General features: G+C 69.3%; 26 protein-coding genes. 11 read left to right on the top strand and 15 right to left on the bottom strand.

Features of this window, described 5'->3' with window-relative positions:
- Positions 1–64: 64 nt before the first annotated feature.
- The 11 genes from ACIQVL_RS15825 to ACIQVL_RS15875 all read right to left on the bottom strand — a co-directional run bounded on the left by ACIQVL_RS15825 (position 65) and on the right by ACIQVL_RS15875 (position 8,260).
- Entirely contained in the window at positions 65–943 is an 879-nt protein-coding gene (locus ACIQVL_RS15825) for a bifunctional DNA primase/polymerase (protein ID WP_403475556.1), read from the bottom strand.
- A 188-nt stretch (positions 944–1,131) separates the two neighbouring features.
- Complete coding sequence (locus ACIQVL_RS15830) at positions 1,132–1,929, bottom strand: hypothetical protein (RefSeq protein WP_403475557.1); 798 nt, start codon at positions 1,927–1,929, stop codon at positions 1,132–1,134.
- Between the two features lie 12 nt (positions 1,930–1,941).
- Positions 1,942–2,418, bottom strand: coding sequence for a hypothetical protein (locus ACIQVL_RS15835; protein ID WP_403475558.1), 477 nt, complete (start codon positions 2,416–2,418; stop codon positions 1,942–1,944).
- Positions 2,419–2,437: 19 nt separating this feature from the next.
- Complete coding sequence (locus tag ACIQVL_RS15840) at positions 2,438–2,632, bottom strand: hypothetical protein (protein WP_362586328.1); 195 nt, start codon at positions 2,630–2,632, stop codon at positions 2,438–2,440.
- 18 nt (positions 2,633–2,650) lie between these two features.
- Positions 2,651–2,902, bottom strand: coding sequence for a hypothetical protein (locus tag ACIQVL_RS15845; RefSeq protein WP_403475559.1), 252 nt, complete (start codon positions 2,900–2,902; stop codon positions 2,651–2,653).
- 141 nt (positions 2,903–3,043) lie between these two features.
- Positions 3,044–5,278, bottom strand: coding sequence for a cell division protein FtsK (locus ACIQVL_RS15850; RefSeq protein WP_403475560.1), 2,235 nt, complete (start codon positions 5,276–5,278; stop codon positions 3,044–3,046).
- A gap of 84 nt (positions 5,279–5,362) precedes the next feature.
- Positions 5,363–5,704, bottom strand: a complete 342-nt coding sequence (locus ACIQVL_RS15855; RefSeq protein WP_403475561.1) for an RRQRL motif-containing zinc-binding protein — start codon at positions 5,702–5,704, stop codon at positions 5,363–5,365.
- Positions 5,701–6,315, bottom strand: coding sequence for a GGDEF domain-containing protein (locus ACIQVL_RS15860; RefSeq protein ID WP_403475562.1), 615 nt, complete (start codon positions 6,313–6,315; stop codon positions 5,701–5,703). Before ACIQVL_RS15860 ends, ACIQVL_RS15855 begins: the two co-directional genes overlap by 4 nt.
- Positions 6,312–7,430 (bottom strand): conjugal transfer protein, encoded by a 1,119-nt coding sequence (locus ACIQVL_RS15865; protein WP_403475563.1) that lies wholly within the window; start codon positions 7,428–7,430, stop codon positions 6,312–6,314. Before ACIQVL_RS15865 ends, ACIQVL_RS15860 begins: the two co-directional genes overlap by 4 nt.
- Complete coding sequence (locus ACIQVL_RS15870) at positions 7,427–7,717, bottom strand: hypothetical protein (RefSeq protein ID WP_403475908.1); 291 nt, start codon at positions 7,715–7,717, stop codon at positions 7,427–7,429. The genes ACIQVL_RS15865 and ACIQVL_RS15870 overlap by 4 nt, the downstream gene beginning before the upstream one ends.
- Positions 7,718–7,810: 93 nt before the next feature.
- A complete protein-coding gene (locus ACIQVL_RS15875) occupies positions 7,811–8,260 on the bottom strand; it encodes a DUF3307 domain-containing protein (RefSeq protein WP_403475564.1) in 450 nt (149 codons plus the stop codon).
- 501 nt (positions 8,261–8,761) lie between these two features.
- On the opposite strand from ACIQVL_RS15875, the gene ACIQVL_RS15880 reads away from it, so the two are divergent.
- From ACIQVL_RS15880 to ACIQVL_RS15895, 4 genes are all read left to right on the top strand, one after another.
- On the top strand, positions 8,762–9,112 hold the full coding sequence (locus tag ACIQVL_RS15880; RefSeq protein ID WP_403475565.1) for a winged helix-turn-helix domain-containing protein: 351 nt from the start codon (positions 8,762–8,764) through the stop codon (positions 9,110–9,112).
- A 227-nt stretch (positions 9,113–9,339) separates the two neighbouring features.
- Positions 9,340–10,341: an AAA family ATPase gene (locus ACIQVL_RS15885; RefSeq protein ID WP_403475566.1), complete on the top strand. Its 1,002-nt coding sequence runs from the start codon at positions 9,340–9,342 to the stop codon at positions 10,339–10,341.
- 2 nt (positions 10,342–10,343) lie between these two features.
- Complete coding sequence (locus ACIQVL_RS15890; RefSeq protein WP_403475567.1) at positions 10,344–10,931, top strand: guanylate kinase; 588 nt, start codon at positions 10,344–10,346, stop codon at positions 10,929–10,931.
- A complete protein-coding gene (locus ACIQVL_RS15895) occupies positions 10,928–11,779 on the top strand; it encodes a DUF1932 domain-containing protein (RefSeq protein WP_403475568.1) in 852 nt (283 codons plus the stop codon). Before ACIQVL_RS15890 ends, ACIQVL_RS15895 begins: the two co-directional genes overlap by 4 nt.
- Here the strand turns inward: ACIQVL_RS15895 and ACIQVL_RS15900 are convergent.
- From ACIQVL_RS15900 to ACIQVL_RS15910, 3 genes are all read right to left on the bottom strand, one after another.
- Positions 11,776–12,417: an HAD family hydrolase gene (locus ACIQVL_RS15900; RefSeq protein WP_403475569.1), complete on the bottom strand. Its 642-nt coding sequence runs from the start codon at positions 12,415–12,417 to the stop codon at positions 11,776–11,778. The genes ACIQVL_RS15895 and ACIQVL_RS15900 overlap by 4 nt on opposite strands.
- Before the next feature lie 104 nt (positions 12,418–12,521).
- Complete coding sequence (locus ACIQVL_RS15905; protein ID WP_403475570.1) at positions 12,522–13,316, bottom strand: hypothetical protein; 795 nt, start codon at positions 13,314–13,316, stop codon at positions 12,522–12,524.
- Between the two features lie 312 nt (positions 13,317–13,628).
- The gene (locus ACIQVL_RS15910; RefSeq protein ID WP_403428252.1) at positions 13,629–13,832 is read right to left on the bottom strand and encodes a PLD nuclease N-terminal domain-containing protein; all 204 of its coding nucleotides are present in this window, start codon (positions 13,830–13,832) and stop codon (positions 13,629–13,631) included.
- 245 nt (positions 13,833–14,077) lie between these two features.
- On the opposite strand from ACIQVL_RS15910, the gene ACIQVL_RS15915 reads away from it, so the two are divergent.
- The 5 genes from ACIQVL_RS15915 to ACIQVL_RS15935 all read left to right on the top strand — a co-directional run bounded on the left by ACIQVL_RS15915 (position 14,078) and on the right by ACIQVL_RS15935 (position 17,801).
- The gene (locus ACIQVL_RS15915) at positions 14,078–14,254 is read left to right on the top strand and encodes a hypothetical protein (RefSeq protein WP_403428253.1); all 177 of its coding nucleotides are present in this window, start codon (positions 14,078–14,080) and stop codon (positions 14,252–14,254) included.
- Positions 14,255–14,271: 17 nt separating this feature from the next.
- Positions 14,272–14,565, top strand: a complete 294-nt coding sequence (locus ACIQVL_RS15920; RefSeq protein ID WP_403428255.1) for a Dabb family protein — start codon at positions 14,272–14,274, stop codon at positions 14,563–14,565.
- Between the two features lie 183 nt (positions 14,566–14,748).
- Positions 14,749–15,615 carry an RNA polymerase sigma factor SigF gene (locus tag ACIQVL_RS15925; protein ID WP_382724770.1) on the top strand — a complete coding sequence of 289 codons (867 nt, stop codon included), beginning with the start codon at positions 14,749–14,751 and terminating at the stop codon, positions 15,613–15,615.
- A gap of 330 nt (positions 15,616–15,945) precedes the next feature.
- Positions 15,946–16,872 carry an RNA polymerase sigma factor SigF gene (locus ACIQVL_RS15930; protein WP_403428257.1) on the top strand — a complete coding sequence of 309 codons (927 nt, stop codon included), beginning with the start codon at positions 15,946–15,948 and terminating at the stop codon, positions 16,870–16,872.
- Positions 16,873–17,156: 284 nt separating this feature from the next.
- On the top strand, positions 17,157–17,801 hold the full coding sequence (locus ACIQVL_RS15935; RefSeq protein WP_403475571.1) for a hypothetical protein: 645 nt from the start codon (positions 17,157–17,159) through the stop codon (positions 17,799–17,801).
- Positions 17,802–17,905: 104 nt separating this feature from the next.
- On the opposite strand, the gene ACIQVL_RS15940 is transcribed toward ACIQVL_RS15935, so the two are convergent.
- Entirely contained in the window at positions 17,906–18,115 is a 210-nt protein-coding gene (locus ACIQVL_RS15940; RefSeq protein ID WP_403475572.1) for a hypothetical protein, read from the bottom strand.
- Positions 18,116–18,320: 205 nt separating this feature from the next.
- Between ACIQVL_RS15940 and ACIQVL_RS15945 the strand changes: the two genes are divergently transcribed.
- Positions 18,321–18,908 (top strand): MarR family winged helix-turn-helix transcriptional regulator, encoded by a 588-nt coding sequence (locus ACIQVL_RS15945; protein WP_403428264.1) that lies wholly within the window; start codon positions 18,321–18,323, stop codon positions 18,906–18,908.
- 20 nt (positions 18,909–18,928) lie between these two features.
- On the top strand, positions 18,929–21,496 hold the full coding sequence (locus ACIQVL_RS15950; protein ID WP_403428266.1) for an MFS transporter: 2,568 nt from the start codon (positions 18,929–18,931) through the stop codon (positions 21,494–21,496).
- The last annotated feature ends 22 nt before the right edge of the window (positions 21,497–21,518 follow it).

The raw sequence follows: 21,518 nt of genomic DNA on the forward strand, positions 1-21,518 counted from the left end.
GCCGGCCTTGGCGGGCCCTGTATGGCGCCCTGAGGGCCGTTCGCGGGGGTTCGGGATGCTTTGTTCATGCCGCGCGCTCCACAGCCGCTGCAAGGCCGTTGGCGACCGCGCGGCGCGCGTAGGCCTCCGGGACGCCCACCGAGACGGCGGCGGCCGTGATCTCCTCGCCGATCGCCGCGAGTCCGCAGGGGCCGGGGCACGCGGTGTGCTGTGCGGCGAGGAACCGGGCGACGCCGAACGCCTGGGAGCCGGCGCCGGATTCGGCGCGGGCCCGTACCAGCGCGAGGCCACGTTCCAGACCGGTACGGACGTAACGCTCAGTGTGACGGCACCCAGTGGCGACCGACCGGTTCCACGGGGCGCGGGTGGGGAGAGAAGAGGCCACCCCGCGCCGGCCGGGGGTGGTGTCTTCCTTCACGACCAGGGCGCGGACGGCCGCCGGGAGTACGGCCATGCGGCCGGTTCCGGGACCGAGCCACCGGGCGTACTGGGTCAGGGACTTGATGTCGACGCCGGGCCGGACCGCGTTCGATGACGGCATGGCGCCCTGGTAGATCCAGTGCTCGCCCCGCGTCGTGGCAACGGTGCGGGTGGCGGGCAGGGTGGCGCGGGCCCATGCGACGGCCGCCGCGTTGTCCAGGTCGACCACGGTCAGCCCGGCCCCGCCGGGGTGGTAGGCGACCGCCACAGCCTCACGCCACACCGCCGCCCACAGGGGCGAGGTGAGGACGTGCGGGTCGACGGTGGCAGCGGCCCACGCATGGCACGGTGCGGGGCACTGGCAGGGGCCGGCCGTCTTCATGTTGGGCCGGCCGCCGCACGCGTTGTCCTTGCAGGTGCGGCAGTTGCCGAACGGGACCTTGCCCGCCCGCAGAGGCAGGACCGGGACACCGGCCGCCGCGAGGGCGAGGGCCACCCGCAGGGGTGCGGCGGTCGCGCTCATGCCGCCCCCAGCGTCGCCGTGGCGGCACCGTAGGGCCCTCGCCTCGTACGGGTGGCAGGGGCCGACGGGCCCTCGCCGAAAACGCGCAGTTGGGTCATGCTGTAGGTCTCCTGTTCTGCTACGTCGGGACTCGGAGACCGTGGGCGGTGGGCTGTCCTGTCCGGGAGTGCCACCGCCCACGGGCGTAGCTAGGCCGCGTCCAAGAAGGGCTGCTGCCACGGGGGCAGACTGCCGATGACGCGCTCACGCCAGCGCATCGCGTAGTCGATGCAGTTGGCGCAGTTCTTGTGCGTGTGGCCGGGCAGTGGCGGCCGGCGTCGGGCGTGGTAGCTCCAGGCGGCGGAGTCCGCCGATGCAAGCAGATGACCGACCCGTTCCAGCCCGAGAATCTTGAAGCCGAAGCCGTGTAGCTTCAGCCCGCGGGCGGCCATCGCGGTCACGATCGCCGCGCCCTCCCGGGTGGACTGCAGGCGGCAGACCGATCCGAGTCCGACCGTGGGTTCGCGGGTCAGATCCACCCCCGCGCGCTCGTAGAGATCCGCGCACCCCTCGTAGTCCGCGACCGTCCGGCCCTGAAGCACCGGAGCGATCCGCAGTTCGGGGGCGAGGGAGCGCAGTTCGAGAAAGTTGGCGACGGTGCGGCGGATGTGCTCCGGAACGCTGAGGTGGGTGCCGACAAAGACGTTCTTCGGTCCGGCCGTGCCGCCGTGGATGATGAGGTCTTCACACATCCAGTCCTGCGGTGCGGCCCAGTCGTACGGGCCGACGCATTCCCATATCCGGCGCAGGTCGCCGACGTACTGACGCGGCGTACGCGTCCATCGGCCGTGGCGCTGGAGCTCCGAGAAGCCGCCGGAGTCCACCGCGTACGGGCCGCGCGCCTCATCCAGCTTGGCCGCGTTGACGAAGTGCTCGGACTTCAAGAACAGCGGGACGCTGGTAAGCCGGACCCAGTGGCGTTTGTGTGTGGTCAGGTAGAAGCGCAAGGTCAGGCCCCCTCAGCCGTAGAACTTGTTGCGCTTGATGACGGCCTTGCGGATGTTGACCGTGCTCCCGTTGCGCCCCCCGTTGATGGCGCGTACGGGCATGCGCCATGCGAGGACGGCGAGGGCAATCCACATCGCGGCGCCGGAGGTGAACCCGGCGGCGGCGTTGATGACCTCGCCGACGCCCCAGCCGACTCCGGCCGCGAGGGTGCCCCCGCCGATCCCGGCGCCGACGAAGCGCTGTGCGATCGGGTCCAGCAGGGGAAGCGGGGTGAGGTCGCGTGGCTCCGGCATGGGAATCGGGGGCGGGGCGAGGTGCTTTGGCATGGGGACCATGCGTCCGTAGGCGTCGGGCACCCAGACAACCGGGCCGCGTTCGGCGGCCAGTTCGACGGCGGCCGTGGCGGGGGCATCTAGCTCCAGCGACGCCGGGTCGTACGCCGGCGCGGTCGGCGTGCCCGGCCGCAGGGTCGGGAGGTGTTCGTTCACGGTGCTTTCTCCCTTCGGGTCAGCGGCTGATGCCGGGCAGGGCGTCGGCGAGGGCGGTGACGAGTTGGTTGACGGTGCCGGCCGCGCCGGTGTGGGCGAGGTAGAAGCCGAACAGGGCGACGACGACCAGCGCTCCGCCGCCGACGGCCTTGAACCGCAGCAGCAGCACGACGACGACGGCGAGCAGCAGCACGAGGGGGATGGTGAGCGTCACGGTGTCTCCCGACGGGTCTCAGCGGTGGCCGGCGCGGTAGGTGCGCGCGGCGCGGTTGTAGATCCAGCGGCCGACGCGTATGCGCTTGCCGGTGGCGTCGCAGCGGCGGCAGTCCCGGCCGCGCCGGGTCTTGCCCTTGCGGTTCGTGGTGATCGCGTGGCCCATGCCGGCGCACTTGCGGCAGTCCCCGAACGGGCTCAGCCAGCACTTGACGCCGTAACCCAGAGTGATGGCGAGTAGGAAGGAGGTAGCGAGGGCGGCAAGGCTCATCAGAGGCCTCTCAGCAGGCTTTGGAGGGGTTTTCGCAGGTGGGGTGCTACGTGCTAGCGACCTGATCAGGGGCGGTTTTGGTTGCTAGCAGGGTTGCTACCGGTAGCGACGCTGGCCGCTACCGGTAGCAGGGTTGGGGACCTATCCGGCGTCCCTCTTGTTGTTGCGCTCCGTAATCGCGGTGGCGATGTCGTCGCGCTTGATGCCGCGCTTGTTGACCTGTTCGCCGTCGATGCGCCGGCTGATCTGCAGAGTGCCGATGCCGAACGGCTTGAGAGCGGCAGTGAGCGCTTCGGCCTTGGGCTTGGGCTCCAGTTCGGCCCACGGGCCGTAGACCTCCGGCCGCAGGTCGGCGAGCCGGTCAACGACCGTTTCGGACCACACCTTGGCCTCGCCCTTACCGAGCACGGCGGCCACGTCGTCCAGGATCGTCGCGGACGTCTCCGGGGCCGGGGCCTCGCCGGCCGCGTCGCCGGACAGCGTGCCCTCCGCCTCGCGCAGCGCGGCCGCGCGGGTCAGGATGCGTTCGGCGTCGCGGCCGTCGGCGAGGTAGGTGCGCACAATCCCCGCGTCATCCGACATGCCCTTGAGCAGACCGACGCCCTTGTGGGACTTGAGCAGCTTGGACGCGTCCAAGCCCTCCGAGTACGAGCCCGCGCCAAGGATGACGTCGGAGACCTGGTAGGCACCGACCCGCAGGGCGAACCGGGCCTGATGCTGGTCACGCAGCTCAGAGGGGCACGCCTTGTCGTCCGGCTTCTGCGTCGACGTCATCACCGAGACACCCACCGCGGGGGCGACCCGAGCGAGGTAGACCAGCAGAGACAGGATCTCCTTGCCGTGCTCGGGGTGGGTCAGGTACTCCTGCACCTCATCCACCACGAACAGCGTGAGCGGCATGTTCAGCTTCTTGTCCCGGCTGATCTCCGGAGTGAGCTTGCCCTCCGGGCAGACGTGCAGCGGCAGTTCCGACAGTCGGTGATAGCGGTCTTCGACGTCCGCCTTCAACTCCCGCAGCGAGGCGAGCAGATGCTGAACCGGGTCGAACCCGTTCTTGGGCACGATCCCGAACCCGATCCGGTGCGCGACCAGCGCGAACTTCCGCCAGTCCGGCGACGCCTTGCCGTCGAACAGGTACAGCCTGACGTACGGGTCCAGCGCAGCGGCGAGCGCGATGGTGCGGGCGGAGAACGTCTTGCCCTGACGCGGCACGGCACCGACCAGCAGCGACAGCCACAACATGGTCGCCATGACGGGGTTGCCGCGTTCGTCCACGCCCCACGGGAACGGCTTCCAGAAGTCCACCCGGGTCGCCCCCAGCAGCGGGGACTTGCCCGACGGCACGGCGAGCGGGTCACGGTCGGCGATCCAGTACGACACCCGCCGCCCGCTCGTCTCGTCCTTGTCCAGGAAGAGCTGAGTCGGGGCGATGTCCATACCCGAGGCGAGCCGCGCGTGAGCCTTCACCGCATCCTCGAACGTCTTGCCGTACGGCAGGTCCACCACGACCCGCCACCCGTCGCCGTCCCGGCCGATCGGCCGGGGGAAGGAAACCGACTGGTCGCGGCTGGTCAGCCCGGCCACCTCGTGGGCGCGGATGACGATGTCCGAGGACAGCTTGCGCTTGCGGAACGTCACCTTGGCCATGTCGATCAGCGGCCGGTCGGCCGGCGCCCCCACCACACCGAGCGTCGTGGCAAGCGTCGCCACGACCAACGCGAGCAGCCACGACGGGGCCATGACGTACAGGGTCAGCGCGGCGGCAAGGCCTATGAACCCGCCGATGGTCGCCACGAGCCCGCGCAGCCGGACGCGGTCGTTGCGCTGCCGCGACAGCTTCAGGTACTCCGCCGCGTCCTCGTTCGCCACGGACGCGAGCCGCAGCGACTTGCCTTCTGCGTCCGACACCCACCGGCCGATCGCGGTCGACCACCGCCACGCGCCGCGCGGCGAGTACATGCAGATCTTCGGCGTGTAGACCAGCGGCAGCCGGATCGCGTGATAGCCGGCCACAGCGGAGTAGTGCCGGATCGCCCACTTGCGGACGGCGGTGCGCTGGTCGGGGAGCTTGACCCAGTCCGGCAGCACCGGCAGACGGGCCTTGTCCTTGGCCTCCATCCACTCCGCGACCGAGGGCGGGTACACCTCGCGCGGCGGGTCGACCGGCGCCCCATCGGTCAGCCCTTCGGCCTCGGGGTCATCGGTGTCGGGGAGTTCGGCCTCCCACTCCCCCGGCTTGGCCTCGCCCTCGCTCGGGGCGGCCGGGGCCGGGGTGGCGGTCGTCGGCTTGGTCAGCGGGAACGGCAGCACGGCGGCCGTCTGCCCGTCGGTGGCCTCCGGGTGGTCCGGGGGCGTGAAGGCGGTGGTTTCCGTCACGATGTGCGTACTCCTTCGGGAGTCGACGGGTCCGGCCGGCTTGCTGTGGAAGGTCGGGCGGCCGGACCCGGGATGCGGGGTGGTTCAGGCGACGCGCTGTTCCTCGGGGTATGCGCAGGTCACGCAGGTTCCGAGCGAGGTGGGGATGACGTATCCGGCGTCCCGGCGGCACTCGGGGCAGGTACGGCGGGCGCGCATCATCGCGGCGTGGGCCCGCCACCGGCCCGGTGTCATCGGCCGCACCGGTTTGGCGAGGTCGACGCGGTACAGGTAGGCGACCAGCGGCGGGCGCCCCCGCCGCCGGGGGCGTTCGAGCTGGGCAGCGACGCCCTGACCGCCGGGGCGCAGGTTGCGGGCGCGCAGTTGGCGGCGGGTGGCGTAGCCGTCCGGGGCGAGGTGCCACCGGAAGACCGGCAGCGCGCTCACGCCGCGCCGCGCCGTCCGGGACGACGACCGGCCACCGACCCGAGCAGCCGCCCGAGGCGGGCCCGCCGGGGACCGGACCGGCCGGATCGCTTGGCCGCGTACATGGCCTCATCGGCGCGGCGCAGCAGCGCGGACAGGTCCTCGCCGGGATGGTCACCGGCCCGTACCCACCCCAGGGACACCGTGGTGTGCACGTCGGGGGCGGTGTCGACCGGCCGGGCGAGGACGCGGGCGAGGGTGTGCAGCCGGTCGGCCATCGTGCCGTCGCGGTCAACGACGACGGCGGCGAATTCGTCCCCGCCGAGCCGGCCCGCCACACCGCCGGGGGTGGTGCCGTGGGCGAGGCGCGCGGCGACTGTGGCGAGCAGTACGTCACCGGCCGCGTGGCCGTGGCGGTCGTTGATCTGCTTGAAGTGGTCGACGTCCGCCAGCACGACCACGGCACGCTCATCGCGCAGCAGGCGGCGGGCCCGGCGGGTGAACGCGTCCCGCGTCCACAACCCGGTGAGCGGGTCACGGCGGGCGATGGTCAACCGGGAGTACAGCCACCGGGCGTGAACGGCCCACCCGAGAGCGGGCACGGCCGGTAAGAGCGCGGCGAGGGTGCTCACGGCGCCACCACCTGAGGAGCGCGTTCGGCAAGCAGGGCGTCACGCAGCATCCGGGCGTTCGCGGGCGAGGTACGCAGAGCCCGGCGGATGCCCTCCCCGGTGATCTCAGCGTCCGTCCATCCGGCCGTCGCCTTCCGCGCTTGCTCCATGAGCTGGTCGGGGGTGCGGCGGGTGCGGGTCGACTTGGCGGCGACCGGGACACGGCCCGTCGCCCGACGCGGCGCCGTCGACGCGGCCGGGACCGGACGGGCAGGCGCCGGGGCGATCGGGACCGGCTTCACCATCGGAACGACGGCCGGCACCGGCTTCATGCCGACACCCGACTTGCCGAGGTCGACCGGCGCCGGATCGGGCACCACAAGCCGCGTCACCACGACCGTAGGCGTGCTCGATACGGGCAGGTCAGAGGTAGACCGTTCTCGACTACTTCCGGTCGATTCATCCGCATTTGCGACCACGGCGGGGATCGCGACGGGCGTGCCGAACATCGAGGCAAGAGCCGCGTCCGCGCCATCCGTGATCCGATCGCGCTGCACGTCCAACAGCCTCGATCCGAGCACCACGTCCCCCACACCGACCTTGCGGGCCAACCGCCACGACGCCCGATCCGAGCGCTTGCGAACCCGGCTCACCGGGTGGTGGGCGGCACGGGCGCGGTGGTAGGCGAGGGCCTGCACGATGTCGGCGGTGCGCTGCTCGTGCTCCGCGTCGCGGCCGTCCGTATGGACGACGATCCGGCGGGCCAGGAACGCCATGCCCTCCGCCGACACCGACATGCCCAACGGGGTCAGGGCATAGATCACGGTCCGGCCGAAGTCCGGCGCGGCCATGGCGCCCATGACGGCGGCGGCGGCCGGCAGCGCCCACAGCCCTATCCGCACGACGCGCGGCGAGGACTGCCCCAGCAGGGTCAGCCCCAGCAGGACCAGGGCGAGAACGGCCGTGGCGCCTTCACCGGCGCCCAGGGCACCGAGCGCGGTCCCCGTGCCGTAGGCATGACCGATGTTGCTGTACGTACCGAACCCGCCGACCACACCCGTGGCCAGCATCGGCACGAACGCGGCTGTCAGCACACCGATCTGGGTCTTCGTGAGCGGCTTGCCGGTCGCGCTCATGCCGCTTCCCCCGTCCCCGGCCGGTAGCCGCGGGCGGCGCGCAGGAACGGCACCGTACGGGTGAGCGAGTCGGCGTACAGGGCGTCCCAACCGGCGATCTCGTCACCGGCCTCCGCCTCCGCCCGCAGGTCGGCGAGGATGTCACGGGCCGCGTCCTCGCGGGCGGCCCGCTCCCCGTCCGTCTCGAACTCCAGGGGGCCCCGGAACAGGTCAACGTCGATGCCGAGCGCCAGTTCCGCGAACTCCATGTCGCCGTGCGCTTCCTGGCCGGCGACGAACATGCGCATACGCATGGTGGGTCTCTCCTTGAACGTCGGGAAGGGCGCGGGGCGGTCGGCTGTCCTGTCCGGGAGTGCGACCGCCCCGCGAAGAATCGGGGGTCAGACGGTGGCGACGATGAGCGCGGCGACCAGCAGCCACAGGTGGTGGAAGGACTGGTCAAGCGCGTAGGCGCCGGTACCGATGTGCGGGTTGTCGTCGCGGCCGGCGCGGGGAGCTCCCAGCCGGTAGAACTCGCCCTTGCCGAGCAGTGCGGCAAGCCGGGCGAGGGTGGTGCGGCGGTCGGCCCACCAGTGCGAGGCCGCGTCCACCGCGAGGCCGGCGACGACGCCGACCGCCGACAGGTGCAGCCCCAGCAGCACGGCGGCCGGGATAAGCACGGCGACCTTGGTGAGCGTCAGAGTGGCGACGTGCCGGGCGTCCGTGAGACGACCGACCCACCCGGGACGGCTCTTCTGCGCGGACTGGTGCGAGGTCTGCACCCAGTGGTCACCCACGCTGTGGGCGACGTACAGGGCGATGAACACGGCAGCGAACGTGGCAGCGTGCATCGGGTGAGATCTCCTGACTGCGTCGGGATGGGAGATCCGACGCGGCGGGCTGTCCTTGTCCGGGAGTGCCGCCGCGACCGGAGATGAGGCCAACGCCGCAGATGGCGGCGGGCCAAGTGACCCCGGGCGGACGTCGAATCCGCGCCCTCACGGCTGGATGCCGGGGCCGACGGTCATCACCCGGCCGTCACGGGGACGGGGCCAAGCCCCGCCAATCTCAAAGCACCCTGTTGAGTTCTCAAGGAACCGGCGCTTCCTTCGTACTCGCCCCCTCGGGCTTTCCTCCGGACGCTGTCTGTGCAGGTCAAGCCGGTATTGCAGCGCTCCGCCCCTTCCGGGACCGAGCCGCTTCATCGACTCTGCCTCAGAGTGCACTGTGAGGCAGAGTGAGTCAAGTCCTCTCGCGGAACAACCAGGGTGGGGCCCTGGTTCTACCTCTGCTGCTTAGGCACTATGAGGCAGAGAACGATGAGACTGAGACTGAGACTGAGATGGGCGTAGATGATCGAGTGGACGGGCAGGTCTGCCTATAAGCAGGTTGCCGATGACCTGCGGCAACGCATCGCGGCCGGCGAGTTTTCCGCGACCGGCCAACTTCCCTCGCTGGGACAGCTTCAGCAGACGTATGAGGTCACAGTGACTGTGGCTCGCGCTGCCATCAATCAACTCAAGGCAGAGGGACTTGCCGTGAGCCACCAGGGCAAGGGAGCCTTTCTCACTCCCGATGCCGACCGCGCCGCGCAACTCGCAGACCCGAGCGCGGCCGTAACCGAACTGCGCGAAGAGGTCGGCAAGCTGCGCGACGAGGTTGGGGAGCTTCGCCGGCGCCTCGCGACACTCGAAGGGAACTGATCCCCCGCAAGCCATGGGGCGGGAAGCTGTGCCCAGAACCATGTGAACCTCCTCGTTCGGCGTAGACACAAGTTCAGCGCCGATGGGCGAGAACGGGTATCACGTCCCGCTACCTGAGAAAGTCCCGGCGGTTTTATACATCCGCTTACACATGCGCTATCACGAATTTCCATGGGCCTAGTCGAGTCGCTACACTCGCCGCTCGACTAGCTATCTAGGAGGGGCAGATGGCTCGGAAGCACCCGGATTGGAACCCGGATCTCTTGCGAAAGCACCGCGAGGAGATCGGGCTCACCCTGGAGGACACGGGGGAGAAGCTCCGCGAAATCGCAGAGCGTCACGGCTTCAATATTGCCGCAAACTTCCAGACGATCTGGGGACACGAGAAGGGAACGGTATATCCCGGTCCGCATTACCGCCGGGCTTATTGCCGTCTCTATCACTGCAATGAGGCTCAACTCGGCTTCCGTCGCGCTCTGCCCGGAGAGGATGCCCCCGTGGAATCCGTACCGGCACCCATTGACCGAAATCTCCCTGATCAATCAGACGCAGTACGCCGCGCACTCAGCAGCATTCGCGGCGGCGATGACGTGGACAGCGAAAGTCTGCACAACCGCGTAGTCGACGCATGGCGGCGTCATACATCAGGGGGAAGCGTTGACGGCCCTACCGTAATACTTGTCGGTGGATTTGCCGGGTCGGGTAAATCGGAGTTCGCCAAGTTCCTCGGAGGACTCACCGGCTGGCCCATTCTCGACAAGGACTCTCTAACCCGCCCACTCGTGGACCAACTATTGGTCGCCATGGGTGGCGAGGCGCACGACCGCAGTTCGGATCTATACAGGGAAAAGGTGCGGCCTCTTGAGTACAGGTGCCTCATGGAAGCAGCATGGGACAACCTAGATTGCGGAATTTCCGTAATTCTCGACGCTCCATTTGTTACCGAGTTCTCCCAGCCGGAATGGATGCAGCGCTTCCATAATCGCTGCCGATCGAAGCGCGTTTCCGTCGCAACGATATGGGTCGAATGCGACCCGGAGTCAATGCGTGAGTACATCGAATTTCGTGGAGCTGCGCGCGATGCTTGGAAGATGGAAGCGTGGGAGGATTACGTCTCCGGGCTAAACCTGAAGATGCGGCCACAGGGTCCACACTTCGTGGTCGACAACCGACTTGGTGCGGCCGTAGCCCTGGTTGACGAAGCGCGCGATGTCTTGAGTGGAGGCTGACTGTGAGCCCGTCTGGAGTCATCCTCTACGGCCCTCCGGGCGCCGGAAAGGACACGATCACGGCCGAGCTGTCGCGGCAGCGGGCGGATTTCACGCTCTTCCAGAGACTCAAGGCCGGCCCCGGCCGCACGGTTGGGTACCGACTCAGCACGGCACAGCAGATAGAGGCACTGGCTCAGGCCGGAGAGATTCTGTATCGCAACAGCCGCTACGACGCCGAATACGCCGTCGATAGCGGCGAGGTTGCGGCGCTCATCAGCACTGGCCGCATCCCCGTTCTCCATATGGGTCAGGTTGCCGGGGCACGCGCTGTCACCGCTTTCCCCATCCACTGGGTGCGAGTCCTGTTGTGGTGCCCTGAAGACGTCACTCGGCAACGCTGCCGTGGACGCGGGGACAAGGACTTGGACGCACGTCTGAAGGCGTGGCATGAGACACGGCAGGATCTCTTGGACCACGCGGCGGAGCCGTGGTCACTCGTGATCCGAACCGATCAGGTGAGTGCGGCTCAGGCGGCACAAACCATTGATGCCGCCTGTACGACCAACGCTCCCGCCGAAGAGCGCGATATCCGCGAGCTGGTCGGATGACCGTCGTCGGCATCCTGCATCCGGGCAGCATGGGCGCGGCTGTAGCAGGGCAAGCCAGGCTCAGGGGGGCCGAAGTGCTCTGGTGCCCGACCGGCCGCAGCTCCAACACCAGAGAGCGAGCCGAACGGTACGGGCTGGCCGCAGTGAGCAGCCTCGGGGAGCTGACGGATCGAGCCCACATCATCCTCAACATCTGCCCGCCGGCCTATGCGGAAGATGTCGCGGTCGCCGTCTCAGCTCATCCGTTCAGTGGGATCTACGTGGACGCGAATGCAATCTCGCCGGCCAGCATGAGGCAGATCCACGGCATCGTGAGCCGGACCGGGGCCACCGTGGTCGACGGCTCCATCATCGGCTCGCCTCCCTCCCCCTCGAAGTCGCCTCGCCTGTATCTGTCTGGCCCAGAGGATGCGCTAGCACCCGTTGCCGCGCTCTTCGCTGACTCAGCGGTACAGACTCATCTCCTACCCGGCGGCATTGGTCGTTCTTCCGCCCTGAAGCTGTCCTACAGCAGTTACCAGAAGGCAAGCCGAGTTCTCGCGGCCGTCTCCTACGCCCTTGCGCGTGACTACGGGGTGGAAGATGCCCTGATCGATGTCGCGCAGGGGCGTACCACTAGCTACCTCGCTGAGACGGCCTACATCCCGAAAGTGGCCGCGCGGTCATGGCGCTGGGCACCGGAGATGCGGGAAGCAGCGCATGCCCTCCGGGAGGCTGGCTTGCCTCCCGAATTGGCTGAGGCGTCAGCCAAGGTCATGAGCCGGTGGGACAGTCTGAAGGATTCGCCCCGGGAGCTCCCTGAGGTTCTAGACCACCTGCACGACACACCCGACGGCGATCCCGGCTAAGTCGCCGCCAGCATCGCTCCGATGGCCTCCGTGACGTCCCGAGCCACAACATCGGGCTGACGGGGGCCATCGGTCCATGCACGGCCAGCCGTCACCCACGCTGTCCGCAGGCCAGCCGCGCGGCCCCCTGCAATGTCCGTGTCTGGGTTGTCGCCGACCATCCACCCGCCGGCGGCCAGATCTGAGCCGCACAGCGATGCGGCAGTCTCGAAGTGCTCGTAAGCCGGCTTCCGTATGCCGATTTCCTCAGAGACACAGATCCCGTCGAAGAGCGACGTCAGTCCGGCTGCGGTCAGCTTGGCGCGTTGGATGTCCCCCGCGCCGTTCGTGGCGATCCCGAGCGTCCACCCGGCCACGCGCAGCTCTCGCAGCCGCTCGCGCACCTGCGGGGCACAGCGGACCGACCGGGCCACGCCAGCGACGTACTCATGCCAGAGGCTGCCAGGATCGTCGCAGAGTCCGAGCATCTCCCCCAGGTCTTCGAAGTCCGAAGGGTAGGCGCGCTCCCAGAGCCGGTCACAGATGAGGGAGGCTGTCTCACTCGGCAAGCGCCGCGACTGCACGAAACTGCGAGCCCAGCCCTCAAGGCCCCCGCGCCGGTCAATCAGGGTGTTGTCGAGATCGAAAAGTGCCAGCACAAGGCGAAGGTACCGCGACGAACGTCCGCCTCAGACTCAGCTTCAGGCAAGGACTGTGCTGCCCTTCGCCTGGCCACGCCCCGCAAGCCAGCCCTGCGCGCGGCCTACGACAGGAGCCGACCAGCCTGTTCGATTGCGTGAGTGCCATGTTCGATTACCGCGTGTGCTTCCGTCCCGAACTGACGGACGCCCCTGGCGATGTCGACAGCATTTTTGATCGCGCCGACTACGGCCCCAAGTCGCTCCGCCAAGCCATGTCGCCTTGTGTCATCCATTGCCTCAGGCTGACGACGGGCCGCTCCGAAGAAGGCATCGAGACCTTCCTCTAGAGGAGTAGTACCTGTGATGCGAATGAGGTCGAGGTGTTGCAGCAGACGATATAGGTGATGCAGGAGGAGACTCTTGGCCGCACCATCGAGGCTGGATCCACGGGTGTCGTCCATGAGTGCTGTCACAGACTGAATCAGTCGGTCGATGTCCTCGCGGGGGATGACCGGCTCAGGGCTGTAGCGGTGGAGCCGCCGCGAGCAGGTGCCCAGAGACTGCACGACCGCGCTATTGGGAACGTCACCCCCTACAGCGAAGGTCTGGAACGCCTGCCCAAGAGGCACGTTCCGATTGGCGACCTGGGTCAGGAAGACCTCTACTTTGTCCAGCTGTTCAAGGAGGTGTTCCTTCTCCTCCTCATCTTCGTCAAGAGCAGCCACAGCAGCCCGGATGTCTGACGGGAGTTCCAGTAGACGTGTCATTGCCATGAGGGCATGCGGCGAGGACGGCGCGACCGTCGGCGCCAAGAGCGCGGCCAGTGCCTCCCACGCCCCAGTGTTCGGGGGTGTTCGATGCAACTCGATGAGCAGCGCTCGAAGGCGGCCAGCCGGGTTGTCCTCGTACTCAGGCATGGTGCGAGAGTAGCGCTCGGCAACGGCTGAGCTGAGGCTGTCGAACGAACCGCATGCAGCACATAGCCCCTGGGTGCGTTCCGCCCCCGTCTCAGTTTCCGTCTCATTCAGAGCCGTACGGCCCCGTTCGCAGCCGTCCGCTGGCACCCTCGCCGAACCTGAATGAACGGCCGCGTACGGTGCAGGACACCCATCTGACCAGCACGAACAGACCTCGAAAGCGAGTGTGGCGCAAGTCACCGAGGGTTCAAATCCCTCCGCTACCGCTGTCGGAGAAAGGGCGGTCCCGTATCGGGGCCGCCCTTTCTTCGGTCACGCCGGCTGTTCGGGGCGCTTGCCCGCGTAGTTCCACACGAGGGCCCCGAAGACCGGGGCATGCAGCAGGAACAGCAGCCAGAGCCACTTCGGGACGTACCTGACCCGCTCCTTCGGCGTGCGGACGCAGTCGAGCAGTGCCGCCACGACAAGCACGATCAGCAGGGTGACGAGCCCGAAGGCCATCGCCGTCATCAGCATCCGCGTTCTCCCTCTCGACCCCGGCCGGACCGGGTTCGCCTCCGTCGTCTCGGTCCCTCATCGGAGCGGACCCCGCGATCGGTTCACGTGACCGGCTCCTCTTGGAGATTCGGAGGTCGGAGATTCGGAGATTCGGAGAAAAAATCCGGCACCCATCGCGCCGTTGGTCATACAAAACGATCGGAGGGTTACACTCGCGCCCGGCAACCGGGGGAACCCGGGGGAAGTGACAGGGGAGAGGCCAGGTGGCGGTGAACGCCAAGAAGATCGCCGTCTACGTACTCGTGATCTTCGCGCTCTACGTGATCATCACGGACCCGCCCAAGGCTGCGGACTGGGTCCAGATAGTCTTTCAGGGCATATCGGACGCCGCGAAGGCCGTCGGTGACTTCTTCACCTGGCTGGCCAACGGGGCGAAGTAGACGCGCCGGGAGTACTCATGATCCGCCACCTGGTCCTCTTCAAGCTCAACGAGGGCGTCGGGCGCGACGATCCGCGGGCCGTCGCGGGTGCCCGCGCCTTCACCGCCCTCGGCGACCAGATCGAGGAGCTGCGCTTCTGGGAGTGCGGCTGGAACATCAGCGACCGCCCCATCGCCCACGACTTCGCGATCAACTCGGCGGTCGAGGACCAGGACGCGCTCAAGCGGTACCTGGAGCACCCGGCCCACCAGGCGGGCGTGGCGCAGTGGCGGGAGTTCGCCACATGGGTGATCGCCGACTACGAGTTCTGAGCCGGACGGCCGCTTCCGGTCCCGAGCCCCTCGCCCGCCGGGCGGGGGGCTTTGCCGCACCCTATGCCTCAACTTGCCAGTATTAATACCCAACACGACGTTACCAGGTGCTTGCACACAGTGCACATGTCTTGTGATGCTATGACCGCTTTTGACGGATGATTGACCGATGAAGAGGTGGCGTTGACCGTGTCGGCCAGTTCTGCGCCGCCCCAGGAAGAGGCGCCCGCCCCAGCCCAGACCCCCGCCGCTCCCGCCCAAGCCGCCGCCCCCGCCCCGGAGAAGCGGCGGGGCGCCGACACCCGGGCGCTGACCCAGGTGCTCTTCGGGCAGCTCAAGGAGCTCAAGCCGGGCACGCCGGAGCACAACCGCGTGCGCGCGGCGCTCATCGAGGCGAACCTCCCGCTCGTGCGCTACGCGGCCGCCCGTTTCCGCTCCCGCAACGAGCCGATGGAGGACGTCGTCCAGGTCGGCACCATCGGGCTCATCAACGCCATCGACCGCTTCGACCCGGACCGGGGCGTGCAGTTCCCGACCTTCGCGATGCCGACCGTCGTCGGGGAGATCAAGCGCTACTTCCGGGACAACGTCCGCACCGTGCACGTACCGCGCCGGCTGCACGAGCTGTGGGTCCAGGTCAACAGCGCGACCGAGGACCTGACCACCGCCTTCGGCCGCTCCCCCTCCACCGCCGAGATCGCCGAGCGGCTGCGGATCAGCGAGGAGGAGGTGCTCTCCTGCATCGAGGCCGGCCGGTCGTACCACGCGACCTCCCTGGAGGCCGCGCAGGAGGGCGACGGGCTGCCGGGCCTCCTCGACCGCATCGGCTACGAGGACCCGGCCCTGGACGGCGTGGAACACCGGGACCTGGTCCGCCACCTGCTCGTCCAACTCCCCGAGCGGGAGCAGCGGATCCTGCTGCTGCGCTACTACAGCAACCTCACCCAGTCCCAGATCAGCGCGGAACTCGGCGTCTCCCAGATGCACGTCTCCCGCCTCCTGGCCCGCAGCTTCCAGCGCCTGCGCTCGGCCAACCGCATCGAGGCATAGGGCCCCGCCCCGGGCACCCGTTACCGGTCCGAGACCCGTCCCCGGCGACTTGGTGAGACCGTAACCGCAAACAGGATCGAGCCATCACCGCCGCGAGCGAATCGCTCACCAGCGCACTTCCCGACAGTTGAGGGTCGAAAAAGCGTCAGACCCCCTTCTTCCAGGGCGGATTCACATCTCGCATGTCGACATGTCACTACAGCGTGTTGCCGACATGTGACATTCTGCGGGAAGCGCGTTTGCCGGGGCTCCGGCTCCGGTATTCAGGTGAAGGCATCGTTCCCAGCAGGGAACACCGCCGCGACCGTCCCGCGACCCAAAGGGGGTGGCATGTCCGCAGACCAGGGCAGCTCGAAGGTGCTCACGCCCACGAAAAGCGAGGCAGCGCCCAAGGAGCTCGACGCCATCGACGTGCTCGACAGCGTCGAAGGCGCCATCGACGGCGCTCCGGCGCTGGAGGCCACGCCGGCTCAGGAGCTTCCGGCCGTCTCCGAGAGCCTCGACACCCGCACCCTGTCCCGCTCCCTGTTCCTGCGCCTTGCCGCACTCGAAGAGGACAGCCCCGAGCGTGCCTACGTCCGGGACACCCTGATCGAACTCAACCTCCCCCTCGTGCGCTACGCGGCGGCCCGCTTCCGCAGCCGCAACGAGCCGATGGAGGACATCGTCCAGGTCGGCACCATCGGCCTGATCAAGGCGATCGACCGCTTCGACTGCGAACGGGGCGTGGAGTTCCCCACGTTCGCGATGCCGACCGTGGTCGGCGAGATCAAGCGGTTCTTCCGCGACACCTCCTGGTCGGTCCGCGTCCCGCGCCGCCTCCAGGAGCTGCGCCTGGCCCTCACGAAGGCCAGCGACGAGCTCTCCCAGAAGCTGGACCGGTCGCCGACGGTGCCGGAGCTGGCTGCCGTCCTGGGCGTCTCCGAGGAGGACGTGGTCGACGGCCTCGCCGTGGGCAACGCGTACACCGCCTCCTCCCTCGACTCCCCGGCCCCCGAGGACGACGGCGGCGAGGGCTCGCTGGCCGACCGCCTCGGCTACGAGGACACGGCCCTGGAGGGCGTCGAGTACCGCGAGTCGCTCAAGCCGCTCCTCGCCAAGCTCCCGCCGCGCGAGCGCCGGATCATCATGCTCCGCTTCTTCGCGAACATGACCCAGTCCCAGATCGGCGAGGAGGTCGGCATCTCCCAGATGCACGTCTCCCGTCTGCTGACCCGCACCCTGGCCCAGCTCCGCGAGGGCCTGATCTCGGACTGAAGTCGCGCCTGCGGGTTCCTTACTGACGAAGTGTCAGACACACTGGCGCGATGCCTCTCCGCAGGACACCGAGCCCCAGGACGCCGAGTCGCAGGACACCAGGTCGCAGGACACCGAGTCGTACGACGCAGATCCGCAGGACGCCGGGCAGCAGGACGCCGAGTGGCCGTGGGGCCGATGCACCCGCGGCACCGGCGGCCGGTCCGGCGCGGCCGCGCAGGGCGCCGGGCGGCCGGTGGGGCACCGTCACGGCAGCCTCGGCGGTCGCCGCCTGCCTGGCCTCGGTGCTCACGGCGTGCGCGGGCGGCGGCCACGGCGGCTACACGGCGGTGGGTGCGGCGGGCGCCGCACCGAGCGCTTCGGCGCGGCCGACGGGGTCGGTGACGCTGGTCCCGCTGGACGGGGCGAAGGGTGCGGACCGGCCGACGGCCCCGGCGGGCGAGCGCGAGCCGGCTCCGGCCGCCACCACGGCAGCCACGGCTGCCACAGCCACCTCGCCGTCCCTCACGACGGCTTCCCCCGGCCCCTCTTCCCGCCAGGACGGCGCCCAGCCACCGCGAAGCGGTCCGGCGGCGTCCGGCCCGCCACGGCCCGGCACCTCTTCGGCCGCCCCTGCGCCCTCGCCCGCCGCCCTCACCTGGAGCACCCCCACCCGCGCGGCCACCGACCGGCGGTGGTGCGAGAAGGTGACCGTCACCTTCGCCAACTCCGGCGGTACGGCGGTGCGTTCCGGCACGGTCACGCTCGGCACGCACATCATCGACCTGCTGGGCATCGACTGGTCGACGGTCACGTCGACGGAGCCCGTGCCGGCCCCGGTCGCACCCGGCTCCCGGAAGGCGAAGACCTGGACGGTCTGCGTGGACGCCTGGCGGGTGCCGCTCGGCATGCACGTCGAGACCCGGGTGGCGACCGTCGACTGGAGCTGAGCACGACGAAGGCCCGGGGCACGCGACCCCGGGTTCCCTTCGCCGTACCGCCGACCGGTCGGCCCGTCGGCGTGACCGCCGTACCGGCCGCCGCGGCGGCCGTCCTACATGAACGCGAGCCAGGCCACCGCCGCCACCACGACCACCGCGGCGACGATGCCGAGGATCAGGCCGAGGCGGGGGCCGGAGGAGGAGGAGGAGTAGGTGGTCGCCGTCTGCTGAGGAGTCTGCGGGGCCTCGTCGACGAACGCGCGGAACATCTGGGTGCTGCCGGCGGGGTCGTAGTTGCCCTGGGGGCCCTGGGTGTTAGCCATGGCCCGAGACACTAGCGAATCCGGGGGTCCGGCCCAAGTGGGGGGCCTCCGTTGCACCCACCTCGCGCCACCTGCGTGTTTACGTTCGCAATACTTGTCTTTGCCAAGTTTTTATGGCCACCTCCGCCGATATATTTGCCTGTGGCAACCAAGCAGTTCTATGGTTGCCCCAAGCAACGAATACGGTCGTGAGGAGGTGTGCGGGATGGCGAAGCAGGCGCAGTTCGAGGAGCTGGCGCGTCAGCTCAGCGCCGTCGGAGCCGTGAAGCGGGACCTGGGCCGCATTCTGCCGCCCGAGTGCCCGACCGGCTCGGCCGCGGTACTGACGCTGCTCGGCCGGCACGGCTCCATGCGCATGAGCAAGCTCGCCGAGCTGCTCGCCGTGGACATGTCCGTGACCAGCCGGCACGTGGCGCACGTCGCCGAACGCGGCTGGATCGAGCGCTCCCCCGATCCGGCGGACAAGCGCTCCCGCATCCTGCACCTCACCCCCGCGGGCGAGGCGACCCTCGTGGAACTGTCCCGGCGCAGCACCGAGCTGCTCGCCGAGCGGCTGGGCGACTGGAGCGACGAGGAGGTCGACCAGCTGATCCGGCTGATGACCCGGCTCCGGGACAGCTTCGGCGACTGCCGGGCCACGGCCCCGCATCCGCGGCCCGCCGCCGTCGGCACGGCACCCGCCCCGGGCGGCCCGAAAGCCACGGCCGAGGCCATGGACAAGGTCACGGTCACCTCCGCCGCCCGCGCCCCCACGCCCGTACTCGAACCGACGACCACCCGTACACCCGCATAAGACGTAAGAAAAGGAAGCCCATGGCAACGACCACACCAGCCGGTGTGCGGGCTCACGCCAAGCACGGGGGAGGCAGCGCCGCCGGCCCCGCCGAGCAGGCCCCGATGTCCCACCGGCAGATCATGGAAGCCCTCACCGGGCTGCTGCTCGGCATGTTCGTGGCGATCCTGTCGTCGACGATCGTCACCAACGCCCTGCCGCACATCATCGGCGACCTCGGCGGCGGCCAGTCCGCCTACACCTGGGTCGTCACCGCCTCGCTGCTGGCCATGACGGCCACCACCCCGCTGTGGGGCAAGCTCTCCGACCTGTACAGCAAGAAGGCGCTCGTCCAGATAGCCCTGGTCATATACGTCGCGGGCTCCATGGTCGCCGGTCTGTCGCAGAACCCCGAGATGCTGATCGCCTGCCGTGTGGTCCAGGGCGTCGGCGTCGGCGGTCTGTCGGCGCTCGCCCAGATCGTCATGGCCGCGATGATCTCGCCGCGCGAGCGCGGCCGTTACTCCGGCTACCTGGGCGCGACCTTCGCCGTGGCCACCGTCGGCGGCCCGCTGCTCGGCGGTGTCATCACCGACACCTCGTGGCTGGGCTGGCGCTGGTGCTTCTACGTCGGCGTCCCCTTCGCCGTCATCGCGCTGATCGTGCTGCAGAAGACCCTGCACCTGCCGGTCGTGAAGCGGGACGTCAAGGTCGACTGGGCCGGCGCGTTCTTCGTCGCCGCCGCCGTCTCGGTGCTGCTGCTCTGGGTCACCTTCGCCGGTGACAAGTACGACTGGATCTCCTGGCAGACGTACGCGATGGTCGGCGGTTCGATCGCCCTCGGCCTGATCTTCGTCCTGGTCGAGTCGAAGGCCGCGGAACCCATCATCCCGCTGCGGCTGTTCCGCAACCGGACCATCACCCTGGCCTCGCTGGCCTCCCTGTTCGTCGGTGTCGCGATGTTCACCGGCACGGTGTTCTTCAGCCAGTACTTCCAGCTGGCCCGCGACAAGTCCCCGACGATGTCCGGCGTGATGACGATCCCGATGATCGGCGGTCTGTTCATCTCCTCCACCGTCTCCGGCCAGTTCATCACCCGCACCGGACGCTGGAAGGCCTGGCTGGTCAGCGGTGGCGTGCTGGTCACGGCGGGCCTCGGCCTGCTCGGCACCATCCGCTACGACACGGCGTACTGGAAGATGTCGATCTTCATGGCGCTGATGGGTCTCGGCATCGGCATGATGATGCAGAACCTGGTGCTCTGCACGCAGAACCAGGTCGCCCCGTCCGACCTCGGCTCGGCCAGCTCCACGGTCACCTTCTTCCGGTCCCTGGGCGGTGCGGTCGGCGTCTCGGCGCTGGGCGCGGTGATGGCCAACCGGATCACGCACTACATCACGGACGGCATCGCCTCCCTCTCCCCCAAGTACCAGGCCGCCCTGGCCGGTTCCAGCTCGTCCACCGACAGCATCCCGGACCTGGCCAAGTACCCGAAGCCGCTGCGCACCCTCGTCGAGAGCGCCTACGGCCACGCCATCGCCGACGTCTTCATGATCGCCGGTGGCCTCGCGGCCCTCGCGTTCCTGATCAGCCTGTTCATCAAGGAGGTTCCGTTGCGGACCAAGGGCGCGCTGGCCCAGGCCGCCGAGGGCGAGCAGGCGGAGAGCCCGGAGACCGTGCCCGCCGCCGTCGCCGCGCCGGTCGCGGCTCCCGTCGAGGAGCAGCAGGTCCCGAGCTGGGCCGCCCCGGTCGTGAGCAGCACCACGCAGGCCGCGGCCGAGCCGGAGACCGCCGGGCTGTTCACCGCCGTGGCCACCATCGCCGGTCCCGAGCAGCCGGCGGGCTCCGGCGCCACCCCGGTGCACGGCTACGTGCGCGGCGCCGAGAGCGCCCCGGTCGCGCAGGCCGCGGTCACCCTGATCTCGCTGTCCGGCCGCCAGCTGGGCCGCGCGGTCGCGGGCTTCGACGGCTCCTACCGGCTGGACGCGCCCGGCGCGGGCTCGTACGTGCTGATCGCCTCCGCCGACGGCTACCAGCCGCAGGCCGCCACGGTCGTGGTGGGCGAGGAGCCGGTGCCCTACGACATCCTGCTGAGCGGCACCAGCGGCCTGACCGGCGTCGTCCGCGGCGCCGGCAGCGCCCTCCCGGTCAAGGACGCGATGGTCATCGTCACCGACGTGCGCGGCGACCTGCTGGCCACCGCCGCCACCGGTGACCAGGGCGACTTCCGGTTCGGCGAACTGGTGCCGGGTGTGGTCACGGTCGCGGTGAACGCGGCCGGGTACCGGCCCCGCGCCCTGCCGGTCGAGATCGGCACCGCCGGGGTCACCCGGATCGAGGTCGACCTGGACGCCGGCGCCCAGCTGCAGGGTGTCGTGCGGGCCCCGCACGGCCCGCTGGCCGACGCCCGCGTGACCCTCGTGGACGCGGCGGGCAACGTGGTCGGCACGTCCACCACCGGCCTGGACGGCGCGTACGCCTTCGCCGACCTGGACGGCGGCGACTACACCGTGATCGCGACGGGCTACCCGCCGGTCGCCACCGCCCTGAACGTCACGGGCGCCGGTGTCGAGGGCCACGACATCGAACTCTCCCACCCGGGCGAGTAGTTCGGACTCCGGCCCGTGGCGG

This window comes from Streptomyces sp. NPDC090499 (genome assembly GCF_044769305.1).
Lineage (GTDB): Bacteria > Actinomycetota > Actinomycetes > Streptomycetales > Streptomycetaceae > Streptomyces.